Annotated in this window: 17 protein-coding genes and 1 tRNA gene; 14 read left to right on the top strand and 4 right to left on the bottom strand. The window is 68.8% G+C overall.

Annotation, left to right across the window (positions count from 1 at the left end):
- Nucleotides 1–92 precede the first annotated feature (92 nt).
- Nucleotides 93–338: a hypothetical protein gene (locus CEG14_RS15415; protein WP_094827193.1), complete on the top strand. Its 246-nt coding sequence runs from the start codon at nucleotides 93–95 to the stop codon at nucleotides 336–338.
- Between the two features lie 179 nt (nucleotides 339–517).
- On the opposite strand, the gene CEG14_RS15410 is transcribed toward CEG14_RS15415, so the two are convergent.
- Nucleotides 518–1,954, bottom strand: coding sequence for an aminotransferase-like domain-containing protein (locus tag CEG14_RS15410; RefSeq protein WP_094827192.1), 1,437 nt, complete (start codon nucleotides 1,952–1,954; stop codon nucleotides 518–520).
- A gap of 519 nt (nucleotides 1,955–2,473) precedes the next feature.
- On the opposite strand from CEG14_RS15410, the gene CEG14_RS15405 reads away from it, so the two are divergent.
- The 7 genes from CEG14_RS15405 (at nucleotide 2,474) to CEG14_RS15375 (ending at nucleotide 8,909) form a co-directional block, all read left to right on the top strand.
- Nucleotides 2,474–2,550: transfer RNA gene (locus tag CEG14_RS15405), tRNA-Met, on the top strand.
- Between the two features lie 411 nt (nucleotides 2,551–2,961).
- A complete protein-coding gene (locus CEG14_RS15400; protein ID WP_218831330.1) occupies nucleotides 2,962–3,717 on the top strand; it encodes a helix-turn-helix transcriptional regulator in 756 nt (251 codons plus the stop codon).
- A 63-nt stretch (nucleotides 3,718–3,780) separates the two neighbouring features.
- Nucleotides 3,781–5,166 carry an indoleacetamide hydrolase gene (gene iaaH, locus CEG14_RS15395; protein WP_179280608.1) on the top strand — a complete coding sequence of 462 codons (1,386 nt, stop codon included), beginning with the start codon at nucleotides 3,781–3,783 and terminating at the stop codon, nucleotides 5,164–5,166.
- 531 nt (nucleotides 5,167–5,697) lie between these two features.
- A complete protein-coding gene (locus tag CEG14_RS15390) occupies nucleotides 5,698–7,056 on the top strand; it encodes an MFS transporter (RefSeq protein ID WP_179280607.1) in 1,359 nt (452 codons plus the stop codon).
- A 55-nt stretch (nucleotides 7,057–7,111) separates the two neighbouring features.
- A complete protein-coding gene (locus CEG14_RS15385; protein ID WP_094827189.1) occupies nucleotides 7,112–7,645 on the top strand; it encodes a type II 3-dehydroquinate dehydratase in 534 nt (177 codons plus the stop codon).
- Nucleotides 7,646–7,647: 2 nt separating this feature from the next.
- Nucleotides 7,648–8,046: a hypothetical protein gene (locus CEG14_RS15380; protein ID WP_094827188.1), complete on the top strand. Its 399-nt coding sequence runs from the start codon at nucleotides 7,648–7,650 to the stop codon at nucleotides 8,044–8,046.
- Nucleotides 8,043–8,909 carry an alpha/beta fold hydrolase gene (locus tag CEG14_RS15375; RefSeq protein ID WP_094827187.1) on the top strand — a complete coding sequence of 289 codons (867 nt, stop codon included), beginning with the start codon at nucleotides 8,043–8,045 and terminating at the stop codon, nucleotides 8,907–8,909. Before CEG14_RS15380 ends, CEG14_RS15375 begins: the two co-directional genes overlap by 4 nt.
- Before the next feature lie 45 nt (nucleotides 8,910–8,954).
- Here the strand turns inward: CEG14_RS15375 and CEG14_RS15370 are convergent, their stop codons facing one another.
- Together CEG14_RS15370 and CEG14_RS15365 are read right to left on the bottom strand one after the other, a co-directional pair.
- Nucleotides 8,955–9,203 (bottom strand): glutaredoxin family protein, encoded by a 249-nt coding sequence (locus tag CEG14_RS15370; RefSeq protein WP_094827186.1) that lies wholly within the window; start codon nucleotides 9,201–9,203, stop codon nucleotides 8,955–8,957.
- Between the two features lie 55 nt (nucleotides 9,204–9,258).
- Nucleotides 9,259–11,796, bottom strand: coding sequence for a heavy metal translocating P-type ATPase (locus CEG14_RS15365; protein ID WP_094827185.1), 2,538 nt, complete (start codon nucleotides 11,794–11,796; stop codon nucleotides 9,259–9,261).
- A gap of 184 nt (nucleotides 11,797–11,980) precedes the next feature.
- On the opposite strand from CEG14_RS15365, the gene CEG14_RS15360 reads away from it, so the two are divergent.
- The 3 genes from CEG14_RS15360 to CEG14_RS15350 all read left to right on the top strand — a co-directional run bounded on the left by CEG14_RS15360 (nucleotide 11,981) and on the right by CEG14_RS15350 (nucleotide 14,774).
- On the top strand, nucleotides 11,981–12,184 hold the full coding sequence (locus CEG14_RS15360) for a heavy-metal-associated domain-containing protein (protein WP_094827184.1): 204 nt from the start codon (nucleotides 11,981–11,983) through the stop codon (nucleotides 12,182–12,184).
- Between the two features lie 115 nt (nucleotides 12,185–12,299).
- A complete protein-coding gene (locus CEG14_RS15355) occupies nucleotides 12,300–14,261 on the top strand; it encodes a DUF4396 domain-containing protein (protein ID WP_094827183.1) in 1,962 nt (653 codons plus the stop codon).
- Nucleotides 14,262–14,438: 177 nt separating this feature from the next.
- Complete coding sequence (locus tag CEG14_RS15350) at nucleotides 14,439–14,774, top strand: hypothetical protein (RefSeq protein WP_094827182.1); 336 nt, start codon at nucleotides 14,439–14,441, stop codon at nucleotides 14,772–14,774.
- Between the two features lie 142 nt (nucleotides 14,775–14,916).
- Here CEG14_RS15350 and CEG14_RS15345 read toward each other — a convergent pair whose 3' ends face one another.
- Nucleotides 14,917–15,660 carry an endonuclease gene (locus CEG14_RS15345; RefSeq protein WP_094827181.1) on the bottom strand — a complete coding sequence of 248 codons (744 nt, stop codon included), beginning with the start codon at nucleotides 15,658–15,660 and terminating at the stop codon, nucleotides 14,917–14,919.
- Between the two features lie 167 nt (nucleotides 15,661–15,827).
- Between CEG14_RS15345 and CEG14_RS15340 the strand changes: the two genes are divergently transcribed.
- The 3 genes from CEG14_RS15340 to CEG14_RS15330 all read left to right on the top strand — a co-directional run bounded on the left by CEG14_RS15340 (nucleotide 15,828) and on the right by CEG14_RS15330 (nucleotide 16,919).
- Complete coding sequence (locus CEG14_RS15340) at nucleotides 15,828–15,932, top strand: entericidin A/B family lipoprotein (RefSeq protein ID WP_373454205.1); 105 nt, start codon at nucleotides 15,828–15,830, stop codon at nucleotides 15,930–15,932.
- 139 nt (nucleotides 15,933–16,071) lie between these two features.
- Nucleotides 16,072–16,500: a BPTD_2524 family lipoprotein gene (locus CEG14_RS15335; protein WP_094827179.1), complete on the top strand. Its 429-nt coding sequence runs from the start codon at nucleotides 16,072–16,074 to the stop codon at nucleotides 16,498–16,500.
- Nucleotides 16,501–16,508: 8 nt separating this feature from the next.
- A complete protein-coding gene (locus tag CEG14_RS15330; protein ID WP_094827178.1) occupies nucleotides 16,509–16,919 on the top strand; it encodes a hypothetical protein in 411 nt (136 codons plus the stop codon).
- Nucleotides 16,920–16,985 lie beyond the last annotated feature (66 nt).

Here is a 16,985-nt window from a genome sequence, read left to right as displayed (position 1 = left end):
CACGGTAGCCCGCCGCCGCGGCCGGGTCAACGCCACATGCTAGGATGCGCCAGACTAGGTTTGACGCCCCGTCGGGGCTATCGAGGTTCACCATGGATATTCAAGAACAGATCGCCGTCATCGTGCACACCGTCTCGCATCAGGGCGGCCGTATCGATGCGCTCAACGCCACGCTGGCGTCCACCCTGCACCTGGTGAAGTCGTCGCCGGGCCTGCGCGAAGCGATCGAGGCCCAGCTCGAGCAAAACTACTCCAGCCTGTTGGCCCGCTCGGAAAACCCGCAGTACGTGGCGGGCTTCGAAAGCGTGCGCGACGCGGTGCTGGCCGCGCTAAAGTAAGGCGCCGGACCGCGGCGGCCCGACCGCCGGGCTGCGCTAAAGTTATCCACAGAACTTGTGGGTAACCCTTGGGATATTTGCCGGGTCGGGCGCAAAAAAACCAGCCTCATCAAGGGCTTGCTTTAATTTGAGCTGGATGAGGGTTTTTCCGGGGGCTGCGCAAGCAATGCGCAGCCCTTTCACTTGCCGCACGCCGACACGATTTCGCCCAGCCGGCGCACCGCCGCGTCGGTCGCCGCGCCCACCGGTTCGGTGCAGCTCAGCCGCAGAAAATGGTCGTAGCGCGCGGAGTTGCTGAACATCGCGCCGGGGGCCACGCGGATGCCCGCGCGCAGGGCCTCTTCGAACACCGTCATGCCGGGCGTGCCTTCGGGCAGCTCGAGCCAGAGCAGCATGCCGCCGGGCGGCTGCGCCAGGCGCGTGCCCGCCGGGAAATGGCGCGCCACGGCGTCGGCCACGTAAAGCCGTTGCTGGCGCAACTGATGACGCAGGCGCGCCAGGTGACGGTCGTAGGCCTTGGTCGCCATGTAATCGGCGACCGCGATCTGCGCCATCGGCTCGTTGGGCCGCGACTGCGCGAACTTGAACATCGCCATCCGATCGTGCCAGCGGCCGCCGAGCGTCCAGCCCAGGCGCATGGCCGGCGCGAGCGTCTTGTGCAGCGACGCGCAATAGATCACGTCGCCGTGCCGGTCCCAATGCTTGATCGCCAGGCCCGGGCCGTCATCGGCCAGCGCGCCATAGGTGTCGTCTTCGATGAGCGCGATCTGCTGCGCATGGCAGAGCCGGAGCAGCCGCTGCTTGTCCTCGTCGGCCATGATGCAGCCGAGCGGATTCTGCAGATTGGGCACCACCACCACGGCGCGGATGCCGGGTTGCGTGCGCAACGCCAGCTCCAGCGCCTCGATCGATATGCCGCGCTGCGGGCTGGTCGGGATCTCGAGTGCGCGCATGCCCAGGCTCTCGATGATCTGCAGCAGGCCGAAGTAGGTCGGCGATTCGACCGCGATCGTGTCGCCCGGCCGCGCCACGGCGCGCAGCGCGAGGTTGAGCGCCTCGATGCAGCCGTGCGTGACGAGCAGCTCGTCGGCTCCGGCATTGATGCCGCAATCCAGCGCGCGCCGTGCCAGCAGCGCGCGGAACTGCGGATGCCCCTGCGGCGGCGCGCGCCCCACCATCTGCTCGGAATGCATGCGCAACGCACGCATCATGCTCTGGCGCAACGCGGCATGCGGGTACGATGCCGGCGGCGCCGCGGCCAGCGCGAAGTTCGCGCTGCAGGGCTCGCTCTCGCACAGCGTGACGAAGCGCGACACGCGATCGTGGATGCCTTCGTATTGCGCGGTGTCGATGGGCCGCGCGATGTCGGGGTCGGGCACCGGCGCGAGCCGCGGCCCGGCGGGCGGCCGCACGAAGTAACCCGAGCGGGGCCGTGCCTCCACCAGCCCGTCGTCTTCCAGCCGGCGGCATACCTGCAGCGCGGTGGTCAGGCTGACGTGGTGGGTGCGCACCATCGTGCGCACCGAGGGCATGCGCTGGGCGGGCGCCAGTGCGCCGGACTGGATGGCACGGCGGTAGTAATCGGCCAGGCGTTGATAGAGCGGCTGCGTATCCATGAGGCGATCATGCCGGGGTAACGGGACGGCGGACAGACACAGATTCCGGGAAACACCACCATAACAGAGCATGAGAATGGCCGGTGTTGCGCAACAGATAGTCCGTCGGTGTGCCTGTTTTGCAGGCGGGCGTCTCCGTAAGCTGACAGGTATCGAAACCTGCCGGAAAACGCCATGCCATCCCCCTTGTTCGAAGCCATTGAAAGGCCGCAACAGCTCGCCGCGGGCGCCGCCGATCGTCACTATCTGCGCGCGGGCAGCAGGGTGATCTGCCTGGCCGGCGCCATCGAGATCATCCGGCCCCACGTGGACCGGGGCGAGTACGGCGGTGGGTGGTCGGTGCCACCTGAACGTCTGGCCGAAGGCGAGCACTTCCTGGTCGAGATGTCGGGGCCCGTCACCGTCATCGCGCAGGGTCCGGCCCGCTTTGTTTATTTGCATGCGCAACCAGTTTTATTACGGTTTTACGGGTTCTGCGTGCACGCAATCAAAAAATGGGTTATGATTCATCTCATCAGACGCGGGGTGGAGCAGTCTGGCAGCTCGTCGGGCTCATAACCCGAAGGTCGTAGGTTCAAATCCTGCCCCCGCAACCAGTTTCAAGTGTGCTTGCAGTCTGTTTTTGCATCACCATCGCCCGCCGAGCTGCAGGGCGATCAAGCCAAAGTGCCACGCACTTCGGCGCATCAGGAAAACGCGCATCACTTGCGCCAGACGGGGCCCGGTAATTACCGGGCCTTGTTTTTTTCCCGGCATCCTTTCCGCAGGCCACCTGCCCGATGAGGCGAGCGCCACCGCTGTGCGCGGCGTCGCGCAAGGCCTGTTCATCTGTTTCGCTCGCAAGCTCTCGATCCTTCCCATTCCGGTACAGATCGCCTCCGGGAAATCGCCCCTGCGCAACGCTGGCGCCGCGCGGCATAATTTTCCCAGCCATCGCCGTCGCGCACCCGCTGCGCCCGGACGATGCCGAGGCGCGGCGCGCGCATTCGCAGCACCAGGGGAAGGGCATGCAATTGAGCCGCAGCCAGACCGGCGCGATCTTTTCGATGATGCGGGATCTCAGCGACGGCCTCGGCGACGCCGAGGTGCGCGAGCGCGCCGGCCGCGCCCTGCTCACGTTGCTCGAGGCCGATTTCTTCGCCTCGTATGTGTGGGATGCACCGACCCGCCGGTTCGTGTCGTGCGTGCAGATCAACATGAGCGACAGCAATTTGCGCCGCTACGAATCCTATTTCCAGTTCCACGATCCCATCACGCCGGCCCTGCAACGGCGCCGGCGCGCGACGCCGGTCAGCGCCATCATGGCGCACAAGCAGCTCGAACGCACCGAGTTCTTCAACGATTTCCTCAAGCGCGACGGCCTCTGGCACGGCCTGAATTTCTTCGCCTATGACCAGGGCGAGAATATCGGCGACGTGCGGATCTGGCGCGCCGCGGGCCGGCCCGACTTCAGTGCGCGCGACGTGCAGCTGGTGGATGCCATCGGCCCCAGCCTCGTGAACGCGCTCGCCCGTGCCCGCGCCCCGGGCCGCGCGCAGGCGCGGTCCGCGCTGCGGCCTTCGGCCTACGGCCTCACGCGACGCGAGGCCGAGGTGGCGGATCTGCTCGTGCTCGGCCTGTCCGATCAGGAGATCTGTGATCGGCTGGTGATGTCCAAGCCCACGCTGCGCACCCACGTCGGCGCGATATTCGAGAAGTGCGGCGTGCGTCGGCGCGCGCAGCTCGCCGGCGTGCTGGCCGGTGCGCGTCCTCCTCATTTTTGATGATGGCGCGGGTGCCTGCGCGCTTCTAGCATGCTGGCATGTCCATCGGAGGGGAGCTCCACCATGCAGGATCCCGGCAAACTCGACGCCACCGCGCTGCTCGATGCCTATCGCACGGGGGCGCTGACGCCCGCGGCCTACGCCGAATACGTCATCGACGCGGCCGCGCGCGAGCGCCACCTGAACGCCCTGCAGCATTTCGAGCCCGAGCGGCTGCGTCTCGACATGGAAAGCGCCGCGCGGCAGGGCTACGCCGGCGCACTGGCGGCCGTGCCGCTGGTCGTGAAAGACAACATCAACACCACCGGCTATCCCACCAGCGCCGGCACGCGAGCGCTGCTGGCGCACCGGCCCGCGACGGACGCCGCTGCCGTGGCGGCGCTCAGCGCCGCTGGCGCCGTCGTCGGCGCGAAGGCCGGCATGCACGAGCTGGCCTTCGGCGTGACCTCCAACAATGCCGTCACCGGCGCGATCCGCAATCCCCACGACCCCGGCCGGATTCCCGGCGGTTCCTCGGGCGGCACGGCGGCTGCCATCGCGGCCGGCCTTTTCCCGGCCGGCCTGGGCACCGACACGGGCGGCTCGGCGCGGATTCCCGCGGCCCTGTGCGGCATCGTGGGCTACCGTCCCACCACGGGGCGCTATGACGGAAGCGGCGTGGTCCCGATCAGCCATACGCGCGACACGGTGGGCCCGTTCGCGCGCTCGGTGCGCGACATCTGCCTGCTCGACCGCGTCCTGAGCGGCGAGGGCGCGACGGCGCCCGCGCTCGACCTGCCAGGGATCAGGCTCGGCGTGGCGCGCACACGGTTCTTCGACGATCTGGATCCGGCCGTCGCGAACGCGGTGCAGGGGCGGATCGACGCGCTGGCGCGAGCCGGCGTGCGCATCGTCGAGGTCGACCTGGGCGAGATCTGGACCCACGACGATGCCTTCAGCTTTCCCGTGGTGTTCCACGAAGTGATGCGCGACCTGCCCGCCTATCTGGCGCAGCACGCGCCCGGCGTCACCTTCGACGCGCTGATCGCCGGCGTCGGCTCGCCGGATGTGGCGGGTGCGCTGCGCAGCCAGCTCGGCCCCGATGCCACCAGCGACGAGGTCTATCGGGCCGCCATCGAGGTCCACCGCCCGGCGATGCGCCGTCTCTACGCCCGTGCCTTCGAGACGCACCGGCTCGACGCGCTGGTGTTCCCGACCACGCCCATCACTGCCCGGCCGATCGGAGAAGACGAGACGGTGCTCGTCAACGGCGGCGCGCAGCCCACCTTTCCCACCTACATCCGCAATACCGACCTGGCATCGAACCTCGGCGCACCGGGCATCAGCCTGCCATGCCCGGTCGGCGCGGGCGAGCTGCCGGTCGGCATCGAGTTCGACGGATTGCCGGGCCAGGACCTGCGCCTGCTGGCCCTGGCGATTGCCGTCGAGCGCGTGACGCGCGGCGATTGAGCCGCGCCCGCACGCACGCTCAACCGGCCGCGCCGGCGCAACCGCGCTGCGCCCGCAGCGCATTTTTCGCCCCGCACCGCGCCCGCGATCGCTGAAATCCGCGGCCGCCGTCTGCGGGGCATCGCCGCGTTCCCTGCCTTCATGATGCAGATCGGTCCGATAGCACGCGTTGCGCGTCGGACGCGCGCTATCGCGGCATTACAGTGCCGGCACTGTTGAAGCGCTGCACCTCTCCTGCCTCTCCGAACCCGCCCGATCCGGCGGATTCCCGGCGCGGTGCCGCGTCCGGGGCACAACCCCGGCCGCGTCCGCCGCCGCCATTCCCAGGTCGTTCCTCTTAAGCCGCGCTCCGACAGCGCCTCGCCGCACCACGGTGCGCGCCCCTCGTTCGCCGTGGTCCACAGCCACGCGGCGGCCAGCCCTAGCCGGATGGCCGGAGCGGCGCGCGGCTTTCTCCGTGGCCGGCGAGTCATCCACAAGCCGTTCCGCACGGCGGCAACGGCTCAGCAGGATCCCCTGAAGGAGGAAGACGTGTCCCAACCCAACGCAGCGTCCGGCAATAGCGCCGGCAACACCGGCGGCGAGAGCGCCTACGCCATGGCGCAGGAAGCGCGCATCGTCGACAAGATCATCCGGGCCATCGTGCCGCTCGCAATCATCGGGCTGTTCGTTTCATACATCGACCGCGCCAGCCTGGCGATCGCCGGGCCCGAGATGGCCGGGCCGCTCGGCCTCACGCCCGCCCTGTTCGGGCTGTCGGCCGGCCTGTTCTTCATCGGCTATGTGCTGTTCGAGGTGCCGTCCAACTTCGCGCTCAGGCGCGTCGGCGCGCGAATCTGGCTGGCCCGCATCATGGTCACGTGGGGCCTGGTCTGCCTGGCCACGGCCTGGGTGGGCGGGCCCACCTCGCTGTATGTCATGCGCTTCCTGCTCGGCGTCGCCGAGGCGGGCTTCTATCCGGGCGTGCTGTTCTACATCAGCCTGTTTCTGCCGCGCAAACACCTCGCGCGCGCCTTCTCGATGTTCCAGCTCGGCATTCCGGTGTCGCTCGCGATCGGCAGCATCTTCACCTCCACCATCCTCTACATGCACGGCATGCTCGGCGTGTCCGGCTGGCAATGGGTCTTCATCATCGAAGGCGCCATCACCATGATCGTGGGCGTGATCTGGTATGTCGTCACCAGCCGGGGCCCGGCCGATGCGAAGTTTCTCGAGCCCTCCGAGAAGACCGCGCTGATCCAGATGCTGCGGCGCGACGGCGAGCAGACCGACGAGCATGGCATCGCGGCCTTCATGGAAGTGCTCAAGAGCCCGCGCGCATGGCTGTTCTCCATCATCTTCATCTTCATGATGCTGGGCTTCTACTCGGTCATCTACTGGCTGCCGCAGATCATCAAGCACCGCATGGGGCTGAGCAACATCGACGCGGGCATGATGTCGGCGATCCCGTGGGTCGTGTCGGCGATCGCGCTGTTCGTGTCCTCCCGCTATGTGTCGTGGTCCGGGCGCCGCGTGCCCGCGCTGATCTTCGTGCTGGCTTTCTGCGGCGTGGGCATGCTGATCTCCAGCCAGGCCGAGAGCGCGTTCGTCGCGCTGGTGGGGCTGAGCATGGGCGCCGTGATCCAGTCCGCCGTGCCGCTGCTCTACGCCGTGGTGTCGCACGAGTTCAACGGCACGCGCAACGCCATCGCGCTGGCCTTCGTGAATTCCGTCGGCGGCATCGGCGGCTTCATCGGCCCCTACGTGCTCGGCCTCATCCGCCAGAGCACGGGCGGCGACGCGCAAGGGCTGCTGGTGCTGAGCCTGAGCTTCTTCATCGCGGCCCTGATCGCCGTTTCGCTGCTGCGCCTGGAGCGCGCGCATCACGCCGCCGGCATCACGCCGGCCTGACCCACGACGGGGCGCCGACGCGCGGCGCCCCGCGCTTTCCACGAGGAACCACATCATGAGCAATCAGCACCTGCATTGGCTGCGCCAGGGCGACCGCACGCACCGGATCATGTTGATCGACGGGCCCAACATGCCGAATCTCGGCGCCCGCAACAAGCGCGTCTATGGGCCGATCGCCTCCATCGACGCCCTGCATCAGTGGATGGGAGAAATGTGCGAGGGCCTGGGCGTGTCGTTCACGGCCATCGCAGACAACCACGAGGGCAGCATTCTCGACGCGCTGCACGAGAGCGCCGCGCAGGTCGACGGCTACATCGTCAACCCCGCGGGCCTGACCCGCACGGGCGAGGCCACGCGCCACGCGCTCGAGGAAACCGGCAAGCCCTGGGTCGAGGTGCATTTCTCCAACATCTCGGCGCCGCCCTGGTCCGGCCGCGGCCTGCCGGGCGGCCCCTGGGAGTCGAACTTCACCCGTTCGGCCACGGGCATGTGCATGGGCATGCGCCACTACAGTTATCTGGGCGCGCTGGTGTCGCTGGTGGCCGCGCTCGACGACGAGGCCTTTCTCGGCCAGACGCTCGGGAGCTGACCATGTGGCAAGGCATGGTGGATGAAGCCGCCTGGCTGCACCAGGTGAACGCCGATCCCGAGGCGCGCCTGATCGGGCGCTACACCGAGACCTCGTTCGAGATCGTGTCGGGCAAGCTGGCCGCGGCCTATCGCCTGGAGGCGGGCGTGCTCAGTCCGCTCTACGGCAAGGCGCGCGCGGCCATGGTGTTCTCGGCGCCGGCGGTGGCGTGGGCGGCATTTCTCGCGCCGGTGCCGTTCCCGCCGAATCAGCATTTCCTCGGCATGGAGCGTCGCCGCAGCGATTTCAGCATCGCCCACGGTCGGCCCGCCTACATCCGCCATCTGCGCGTGCTGACCCGGGTTTTCGAGCTGGCCCGGGCCTGCGCCTATCCGGCCGCCCTGGCCCCGGAGGTTGCATGACCATCGCGCCCGAACCCATCGTTGGCCGCTACTACCCGCTCGAAGTGCAGGGCAGGGCGCAGCGGATCTATGTCGAAACCTCCGGCGACGGCGCCCCGGTGGTGTGCCTGCACACTGCGGGCGCGGATGCGCGGCAATACCGCCATCTGCAGAACGATCCCGAGCTGCTGGCCGACTTTCGCATCGTGGCGTTCGACCTGCCCTGGCATGGCAAGTCGTTGCCGCCCGCAGGCTGGTGGCAGGAGGAATACCTGCTCACGGTCGAGCGTTACACCGCCACCATCATGGCGGTGATCGAGGCGCTCGCGCTCGAGCGGCCCATCGTGATGGGCTGCTCGATGGGCGGGTCGGTCGTGCTGGAGCTCGCGCGCAGCCACGCCGACCGGCTGGGCGGCGTGATCGGCTTCTCGGGGGCGGCCAAGGTCGAGGGCCGCTTCCAGGATTGGCCGCTGGCCCCCGACGTCAATGCCAACCAGGTGGTGCCGAGCTGGACCGCGGCGTTGATGGCGCCGCAGGGGCCGGAGGCGGCGCGCAGGGAGGTCTGGTGGATCTACAGCCAGGGCGGTCCCGGCATCTATCGCGGCGACACATACTTCTACAGCGACAGCTTCGACCTGCGCGGGCACGAACACGAGATCGATACCCGGGCCTGCCCCGTGACGCTGCTCACGGGCGAATACGACTTCGCCTGCTCGCCGGAAGAAACCGAGGCCACGCTGGCCCGGATTCCGGGCGCCGAGGGCGGCCGGATGGCCGGCATCGGCCACTTCCCGATCTCCGAAAACTACCCGCTGTGCAAGACCTACTTCGAGCCGGCCTTGCGCCGCATGGCGCGGTTGCGCGCGCAACGGCTGGCGCGTTGAGGGCAGGGCCGCCGGCCGCGGCCCTGCCGGCCGTGCGCCGCAGCGCTACGTGAGCCCCAGCAGCGCCGCGATGCGCGGCTGCTGCTCGGAAAACACGCCGTAGAAGACCTGACCGTCGATCAAGGTGAGCGGCGCCACGCGCATGCCGGTGCGCCGGCGCGCCTCGTCGGCCACTGCCGGCTGGGTCAGGTCGTGTTCGATGAACGGCACGCCCTGCGCCGTCAGCCAGGCCTTGAGCGCATGGCAATCGGGGCAGTCGGGCGTGGTGTAGATCTCGATGGTGTGCGCGGTCATGGTGGGTCTCCGGCCGGCGCGGTGCCGGCGGCTCTGCTCGCCGGCACCGTCGGGATCAGCGGGCGGTGGCCAGCCGGGCGGGCACGGCGGGCTGTCCGGGCTGGATCGGTGCGCTGAAGCGCTTCAGGCGCAAGGCATTGCTCAGCACGAACACGCTCGAGAACGCCATGGCGCCCGCGGCCAGCATCGGCGAGAGGAGGGTGCCGTTGACCGGATACAGCACGCCGGCGGCCACCGGTATCAGCGCGACGTTGTAGGCAAACGCCCAGAACAGGTTCTGGCGGATGTTGCGCAGCGTGGCGCGCGACAGCGCGATGGCGTTGGCCACGCCGGTGAGTTCGCCCGACATCAACACCACGTCGGCACTCTCGATGGCGATGTCGGTGCCCGTGCCGATCGCGATGCCCACGTCCGCGGCGGCCAGTGCCGGCGCGTCGTTGATGCCGTCGCCGACGAAGGCCACGCGGGCGCCACCCATCGCCAGTTGCCTGACCGCTTCGACCTTGCCGTCGGGCAGCACCTCGGCCATCACCAGGTCGATGCCGAGCTCGCGCGCGATGGCCTGGGCCGTACGGGTGTTGTCGCCCGTGACCATCGCCACCTTCAGCCCCAGCGCATGGAACGCGGCGATCGCCGCCGGCGTGCTGGCCTTGATCGGATCGGCCACCGCGATGATGGCGGCGAGCCGGCCGCCCACCGCCGCGTAGAGCGGCGTGCGGCCCTGGTCCGCCAGACGCGCGGCGGTCGCGCCGAACACGCCGATGTCCAGGCCCAGCTGGCGCATGTAGCGGTCGGCGCCCACGTCCACGCGCTGCTCCGATACCGTTGCGCGCACACCGAATCCGGGAATCGCCTCGAAGTCGGCGGCGGCCAGCAGGGCAAGGCCGCGCTGCTCGGCGGCGCGGGCGATGGCCTCGGCCACCGGGTGTTCCGAGCGCGCCTCGACGGCGGCCACCTGTTGCAGCACCGTGCGCTCGTCGAAGCCTTCGAGCACCAGGAAATCGGTCAGCTCGGGCCGGCCCTCGGTCAGGGTGCCGGTCTTGTCGATGGCGATCACCGAGGCGTCGCGCAGGGTCTGCAGCGCGTCGCCCTTGCGGAACAGCACGCCCAGCTCGGCCGCGCGGCCGGTGCCGACCATGATCGAGGTCGGCGTGGCCAGGCCCATCGCGCACGGGCAGGCGATGATGAGCACCGCGACGCCATTGACCAGCGCGAACACCAGCGCGGGGTCCGGACCCACGAACAGCCAGACCAGGAAGGTGAGGACGGCCGCCGCGATGACGGCCGGCACGAACCAGGCGGTGACCTTGTCGACCATGGCCTGGATCGGCAGCTTGGCGCCTTGGGCCTGTTCGACCATGCGGATGATCTGCGCCAGCAGCGTGGCCGAGCCGACCTTGGTGGCGCGGAACGTGAAGCTGCCGGTCTTGTTGAGCGTGCCGCCCACCACGTCGTCGCCCGCGCGTTTCTCCACGGGGATCGGCTCGCCGGTGATCATGGCCTCGTCGACGTACGACCCGCCTTCGGTCACTTCGCCGTCGACGGCGATGCGCTCGCCGGGACGCACCTGCACCAGGTCGCCCGCGCGCACCTCGCCGAGCGGCACCTCGTGGGCGACGCCGTCGCGCAGCACGCGCGCCGTCTTGGCCTGCAGGCCCATCAGCTTCTTGATCGCCTCGCCGGTGCGGCCTTTGGCGCGCGCCTCGAGGTAGCGGCCGAGCAGGATCAGGGTCACGATCACCGCGGCGGCCTCGTAGTAGACGTTGGCCGTGCCGGCGGGCAGCAGGCCGGGCAGGAAGGTGGCGACGAGGGAGTAGGTCCACGCCGCGCCGGAGCCGAGCGCGACCAGCGCGTTCATGTCGGGCGCGCCCTTGAGCAGCGCGGGGATGCCGCGGCGGAAGAAGCGCCAGCCCGGGCCGAACAGCACCAGCGTGGTCAGGACGAATTGCGCCTGCCAGTTCCAGCCGCTCATGGTCGCCATGACCCAGCGGTGGAAGGCCGGGATCAGGTGCGAGCCCATCTCCACGATGAAGACCGGCAGCGTCAGCACCGCCGCGATCGACAACGAGCGGCCGAGCTTGCGGATCTCGGCGTCGCGCGCCGCGCTGGCCTGGTCCGGCGTGTCGCCCTCGGTGGCGATGCGTGCCTCGTAGCCCGCGTCGGCCACGGCCTGGCGCAACGCGGCGTCATCGGCCGCGCCGCTCATCCGGCGCACCGTCGCGCGTTCGGTGGCGAGGTTGACCGTGGCCTCGAGCACGCCGGGCACGGCGCGCAGGGCGCGTTCGATGCGGGCAACGCAGGACGCGCAGGTCATGCCCTCGATGGCCAGCTCCACCGTGTCTTCGCGCACGGCATAGCCCGCGTCGGCGATCGCGGCCTGCACCGGGCCGAAGTCGGGCGTGCCCGCGAATTCCACGTCGACGCGTTCGGTGGCGAGGTTGACGCTGGCGCGCGCCACGCCGGGGACGGCGGCCACGGCCTTCTCGACGCGGCGCACGCAGGAGGCGCACGTCATGCCTTCGACGGCGAGCTGATGGGCGACGGGCAGGGATGCGGCGGCGGAGGGGGCTTGCGGCGGGGATGAGCGGCCCATGATGCGGCTCCTTTCTGAGGGAATGAGGCCAAGATAGACCTTCCCATCACTGGAAGGTCAAGCGGCGTCGCCCGGGTGAGGCGCGCGTGGATTTAGGACGGGTCTGATTGTCTCGCGACGGCTGGCGTTGCCATGCGGGAGGGCCTGCACCATACAGGCTTCCCAACCCTTCCGGAGGCGAGCCATGCTCAAACTCAGTGTTCCCCAGATCACCTGCGGCCATTGCGCCGGCACCATCGACCGCGCCGTGCTGGCGGTCGACCCCGACGCCAACGTGCATGTCGACGTGCCGGCGCGCACGGTCATCGTGGATACCGACGCCGACGAAGAAATGATACGCGCCGCCATCAGCGCCGCCGGCTACACCAACACCAAACTGCCCGACTGAGCCCGCGCGGGCCGCGGGATCGCGCAGGCGGCGCGCGAGGTTGCCGCCTCGCGCCGGGCCCTGCGCCACGGCCGGCCCCGTTTGGCTCCGACGGCTCCCCGCCGAGGATTCCATCATGTTCGTGCAGCCCGTCGATTACTTCCTTGCCGTCTGGTTCGTGCTGGCCGGCCTGTCCACCCTCTACGTCGGGATCGACCAGTATCGCAACAACCCCGAGCCGGTCGTGATGAAGTGGGGCTTCATCCTCGTCACGCTCTACATGGGGCCGCTCGGTCTGCTGCTCTATGTGCTGGCCGACAAGGAACCGCGGCCGGGCGAGCACGAGGCCTTCATCCGGCCGCTCTGGAAACAGGGCATCGGATCCACCATCCACTGCGTCGCGGGCGACGCCACCGGCATCATCCTGGTGGCAGTGATCACCGCGCTGCTCGGCCTGCCGATGTGGCTGGACCTGATCCTCGAGTACCTGGTGGGCTTTGCCTTCGGCTGGTTCATTTTCCAGTCGCTCTTCATGAAGTCCCTGATGGGCGGCACCTATTGGGAGAACGTGCGCAAGAGCTTCCTGCCGGAGTTCATCTCGATGAACTTCATGCTGGCCGGGATGGCGCCGGTGATGGTGTTTCTGATGATGGGCGGCGACATGCGGGCAATGGTGCCGACCGAGCTGCTGTTCTGGGGCGTGATGTCGATCGGCGTGACCGCGGGGTTCGTGCTCACCTATCCGTGCAACGTCTGGCTGGTGGCACGCGGGCTCAAGCACGGGCTCATGACGGTCCGCCCGCCCGCCGCGGCCGCACACGAGCGGGTCGCCGCGGGCGCCGCTGTCGCCACTGCACACGCCGCTGCGCACGCCACCGGCCACGGCGTCCACGAGGTCCACGAAGCGCACGAGGGCACCGAGGCGCACGCGCACGCGGAGGCGGCCAACGATGCGGCACCTGGCGCGACGGCGCCCGGCGCATCGACGCCCGGCGCATCGACGCCCGGCACGCCGCCTCGTGCCCATGGCGCCGGCCACGGCGGGCACGCCGGACATGGCATGGCCTCCGACGCCACGCGCGCTCAGGTCGGTGCGGTGAGCGCCTTCTCAATCGTCGCGTTGTTGCTCGGCCTGATCGTGCCGGCCAACTGGTTGAATCTTTCGCTGTCGGCCGACGACGTGGGCGGCCTCATCATGCCGGCGGGCATGGCGGGCAGTCGCGACACCAGCGCGGCGGCGATGCGGGCGATGGCCGCCATCGACCCCCGGCTCGCCACGCAAGACCCGGAGGCGGAAGGGCGGGGCGACCATGCGCTGCCGTTCCGCATCGAAAACGGCGTGAAGGTCTTCGAGCTCACGGCCTCGGTGGTGCGCTGGACGGTGCGCCCCGGCGTCGCCGTCGAGGCCTACGCCTACAACGGCCGGGTGCCGGGTCCGCGCATCCACGTGCGGCAGGGCGATCACGTGCGCATCGACGTGTTCAACGGCCTGCCCGAGCGCACCGGCCTGTATGCGCCCGGCATGCTCGACGCCGGCCGCGCGCCGGCCACGATTGCGCCCGGCGGCTCGCGCTCCTACGAGTTCACCGCGAGCCGGCCCGGCACGGGTTTCTATCGGCCCGCCGTGGGGGTGAGCCGGGGCCAGGCGCTGGGCCTGCACGGCGCGCTGATCGTCGACCCCGCAACGGCCGACGCGCCGGCACAGCAGGATTACCTGATCCAGCCCGATGCCTGGGTGCGCAGCGGCGGCCTGAGTTTCCCTGCCGGGGGCATGGCAGGGATCGCGCCCAACCTGATCGTCGTCAATGGGCGGCAGGCCGCCGACACCCTGCACATGCACGTCGGCGAGACGCTGCGGTTGCGCTTGCTCGGCACGCAGACGGTGGGCACGTTGGCGTTCCATCTCTCCGACGGGCTGCTCGAGGAAAGCGAGCGCGACGGCGGCGCGATCCCGGCCGCGGCGCGGCATGCCGTCGACACGGTGCGTGTGGCGCCGGGCCAACGCTCTGTAGTGACCTGGACGCCGCCCGCGCCCGGCATCTGGGTGCTCGACGGTCCGTCCGGCGTGGTGCTGCGTGTCGAGGTGGCGAGTTCCTGAGGCGCGCGAGCGCCGGCGCTGCCGCCTGGCACCCGGCCTGATCGGCCGCGCCATGCGGCCGCGCCATGCGGCAGCGCAAAAAACTGCAGGTTTATCCGGTTTCCCGTCGCGTCCGGCTTGGGCTACCATCGTCCAGGAAGCAAACCCCGATATCGCTCGGCAACACAGGAGTCATGCATGGGCACAGCGAAATACGATCACCCGGGATTTGTCGCGGACACCGGCACCGACGGTCAGTACCTGATCGGCATCTGGTGCCCCCATGGTTATCCGGCGCACATCCACATCGGCCGTCTCGAAGACAACGGCAAGTCCGAAGCGCAACTGCGCTTGCGGATCCCCGACAGCGTGTTCCAGTCGATGCCCGATGACGTCGAGACCCTGTGCCGGCGTGCCATGGGGCAGGCGGTGCGCGAACATCTGCTCAACGGCGCCACCGGTTTCCAGGAAACCCGGCTGCAGCTCGACGCGGTGCCCTGGGCGGGCCCGATGCGCGCCATGGTCGCCGCCTGACCTTCCGGATGTTGCGACGGTTACCCACAACTCTTGTGGAAAACCGCCGCAACATCACTGGAATACTCTCGAATTCACCTTGCAACTCAAGGGCTTGCCTCCGCTGCTCAAAACATGAGCGGCGCGCAGCGCCGAGCCGGCCTCAGCCGCACACCTTGCTGACGGCCTGGGCGTCGCTGACATACGGATTGCCATTGCCCTGGATCTGCGCGATGCGCTGGTCGCGTTGCCGTTCCCAGGCATCGACCGGATAGGCGCGGGCCCACGCACAGAAAATGCGCTTGTCCTCGCGCGACAGACTCAGGTCGTAGCGCGTCGCCATGTAGAACTGGATGCGCGCGATCCGGCCGCGCACTTCCTGGCGCGGCTGCACCCGGCGTTCCTTGAAATCCACCACCGTCTGGCACTGGCCATACATCGGCGTGGGCTTGTCGGTCCAGATCGAAAAACGGAAATTCTGGCGGTCGCCGTTGACCTCGCCGACCGAGGGCACGAGATTGATGAGGTCGCCCTCGGCGCGCGCGAACACCGGATCGTTGTCGGTGCAATTCTTGCGGCCGCCCGATTTGCCCTTCACCTTTTCCTGCCAGCACATGCGCTGGTGCCCCAGCACCCAGGCGGGCACCACGTGTTCCCATTCGAGCCGCTCGGCGCGCGCGAGCTGTTTGCGCGGCTGGTAGCCGCAGCGCTTCAGGTCCATTTCCTTGCCCGTGTACGGGCAGCCGCAATAGAAGTCTTCTTCGAGGCCGCGATAGACACGCGGCAGCACCTTCTTGGCATTGCGAAAATCCCGCGGGCCTACCGCATCGGGACGAGTGACCAGTTCGGCGTCAGCCGGGGCCGCCAGGATCAGGCCGGCCAGTAATGCAACAGCATATAGTTTCATGGCGCAGCATTTTATGTTTTTTGTTGCGGGCATGTGCCACAGTTGGCGGACTCATGTATTCTGGGTTTGTCCGGATGCCCGATCGGGCGCCCCGGAGACTTCCGCAGACGTTTAGACGTTTCCCTGATAGGAGATGCTTCATGAAGAATCGAGTCTTTCTGGTTTTGATGCTGGCCGTGGCCGCTGTCACCGCAGGTTGCAACACCGTCTCCGGTGCGGGCAAGGACATCGAGCGTGGTGGAGAGAAGATCCAGGGAGCCGCGAACCGATAATCCGCCCAGCGGAGCTTTGGTACAGGCCGATGGACCGCGCGTGCACACGCGCGAGGCCATCGGCCTTTTTGCTGGCTCGCCGCGACGCGTCCTGCTTGATGCATAATCGCGGCGTTGAGTTCGGATTGCAGGAGCGGGTATGCGCAAGCAGGTGGTGTTGTTGGCGGCGGTGGCACTGACCGCCTTGGCGGGATGCGCGAGCACGGGCCTGCGCGAGAATCCCGGCATCAAGGAAACCTTCGAGGTCAATGCCGACTTCCAGGCCTCCTATCGCCGAGCCACGGAATACGCCCGTGTCTGCCACGAGCAACGCGCGCATCCCTATGGCGCGACCTACAACTACGGCCGGGCCGAAGGCGAGAAGGGCGATCCGAACGAGGTCATCGTCTATCGCAGCACCGAGCGCGCCAAGATCCTGGAGATCATCCAGACGCTGCCGAGCGAAAAGCCGGGCTGGTCGCGCGTGACGGTGTCGGTGCTCAATGAAGGCATCTGGGACAGCGCCGAGATCGCGGCCGCACGCAAATCGATCGAGACGGCCACGCCCGTGTGCCGCCCGCTCAACTGATACGAACCATGGCGGATGCCGACGATCGCGGCCAGGGCCGCGGCTTTCTGCTGGTGGCGGGCGCGGCCCGCACGCTGACCTGGCTCAATGGCGGGGCGGCGCTGCTGCTGGCCGCGTTCTCGCTCGGCATCGTGGGGGGCGATTACGCGCCGCCCGACCTGAGTCTGCCGCTGTCTGCTTTCCTGCTGGGCTTTGCCGCCAGCGGCCTCACGGCCCTGTTCGCGGCGCTCGCGGCCCGTCAGGTCACGCGACGCGGACCGGCGCTGCGCCGCGGCCGGCTGTTCTGGCCGGCCCTGATCCTGATGCTTTTCTGCTACATTGCCGCGCTGCTCGCCTTCGGCGCGGGTTGCTGGACGGCAACGGGGGCGCCCGTGGACGATTCGGACGCCACCGACACCGTATACGCAAGCCGGGCCTGAGGCGTTCCGTCCCCTGGGTAAACCCCCGATTTCCGCTGGACTTGCCGAGGCTCGGTGATTAATATG

The organism is Bordetella genomosp. 1, assembly GCF_002261335.1.
GTDB lineage: Bacteria > Pseudomonadota > Gammaproteobacteria > Burkholderiales > Burkholderiaceae_B > Bordetella.
The sequence above is the reverse complement of the archived record's forward strand: the minus strand, read 5'-3'. Positions and strand labels throughout refer to the sequence as shown.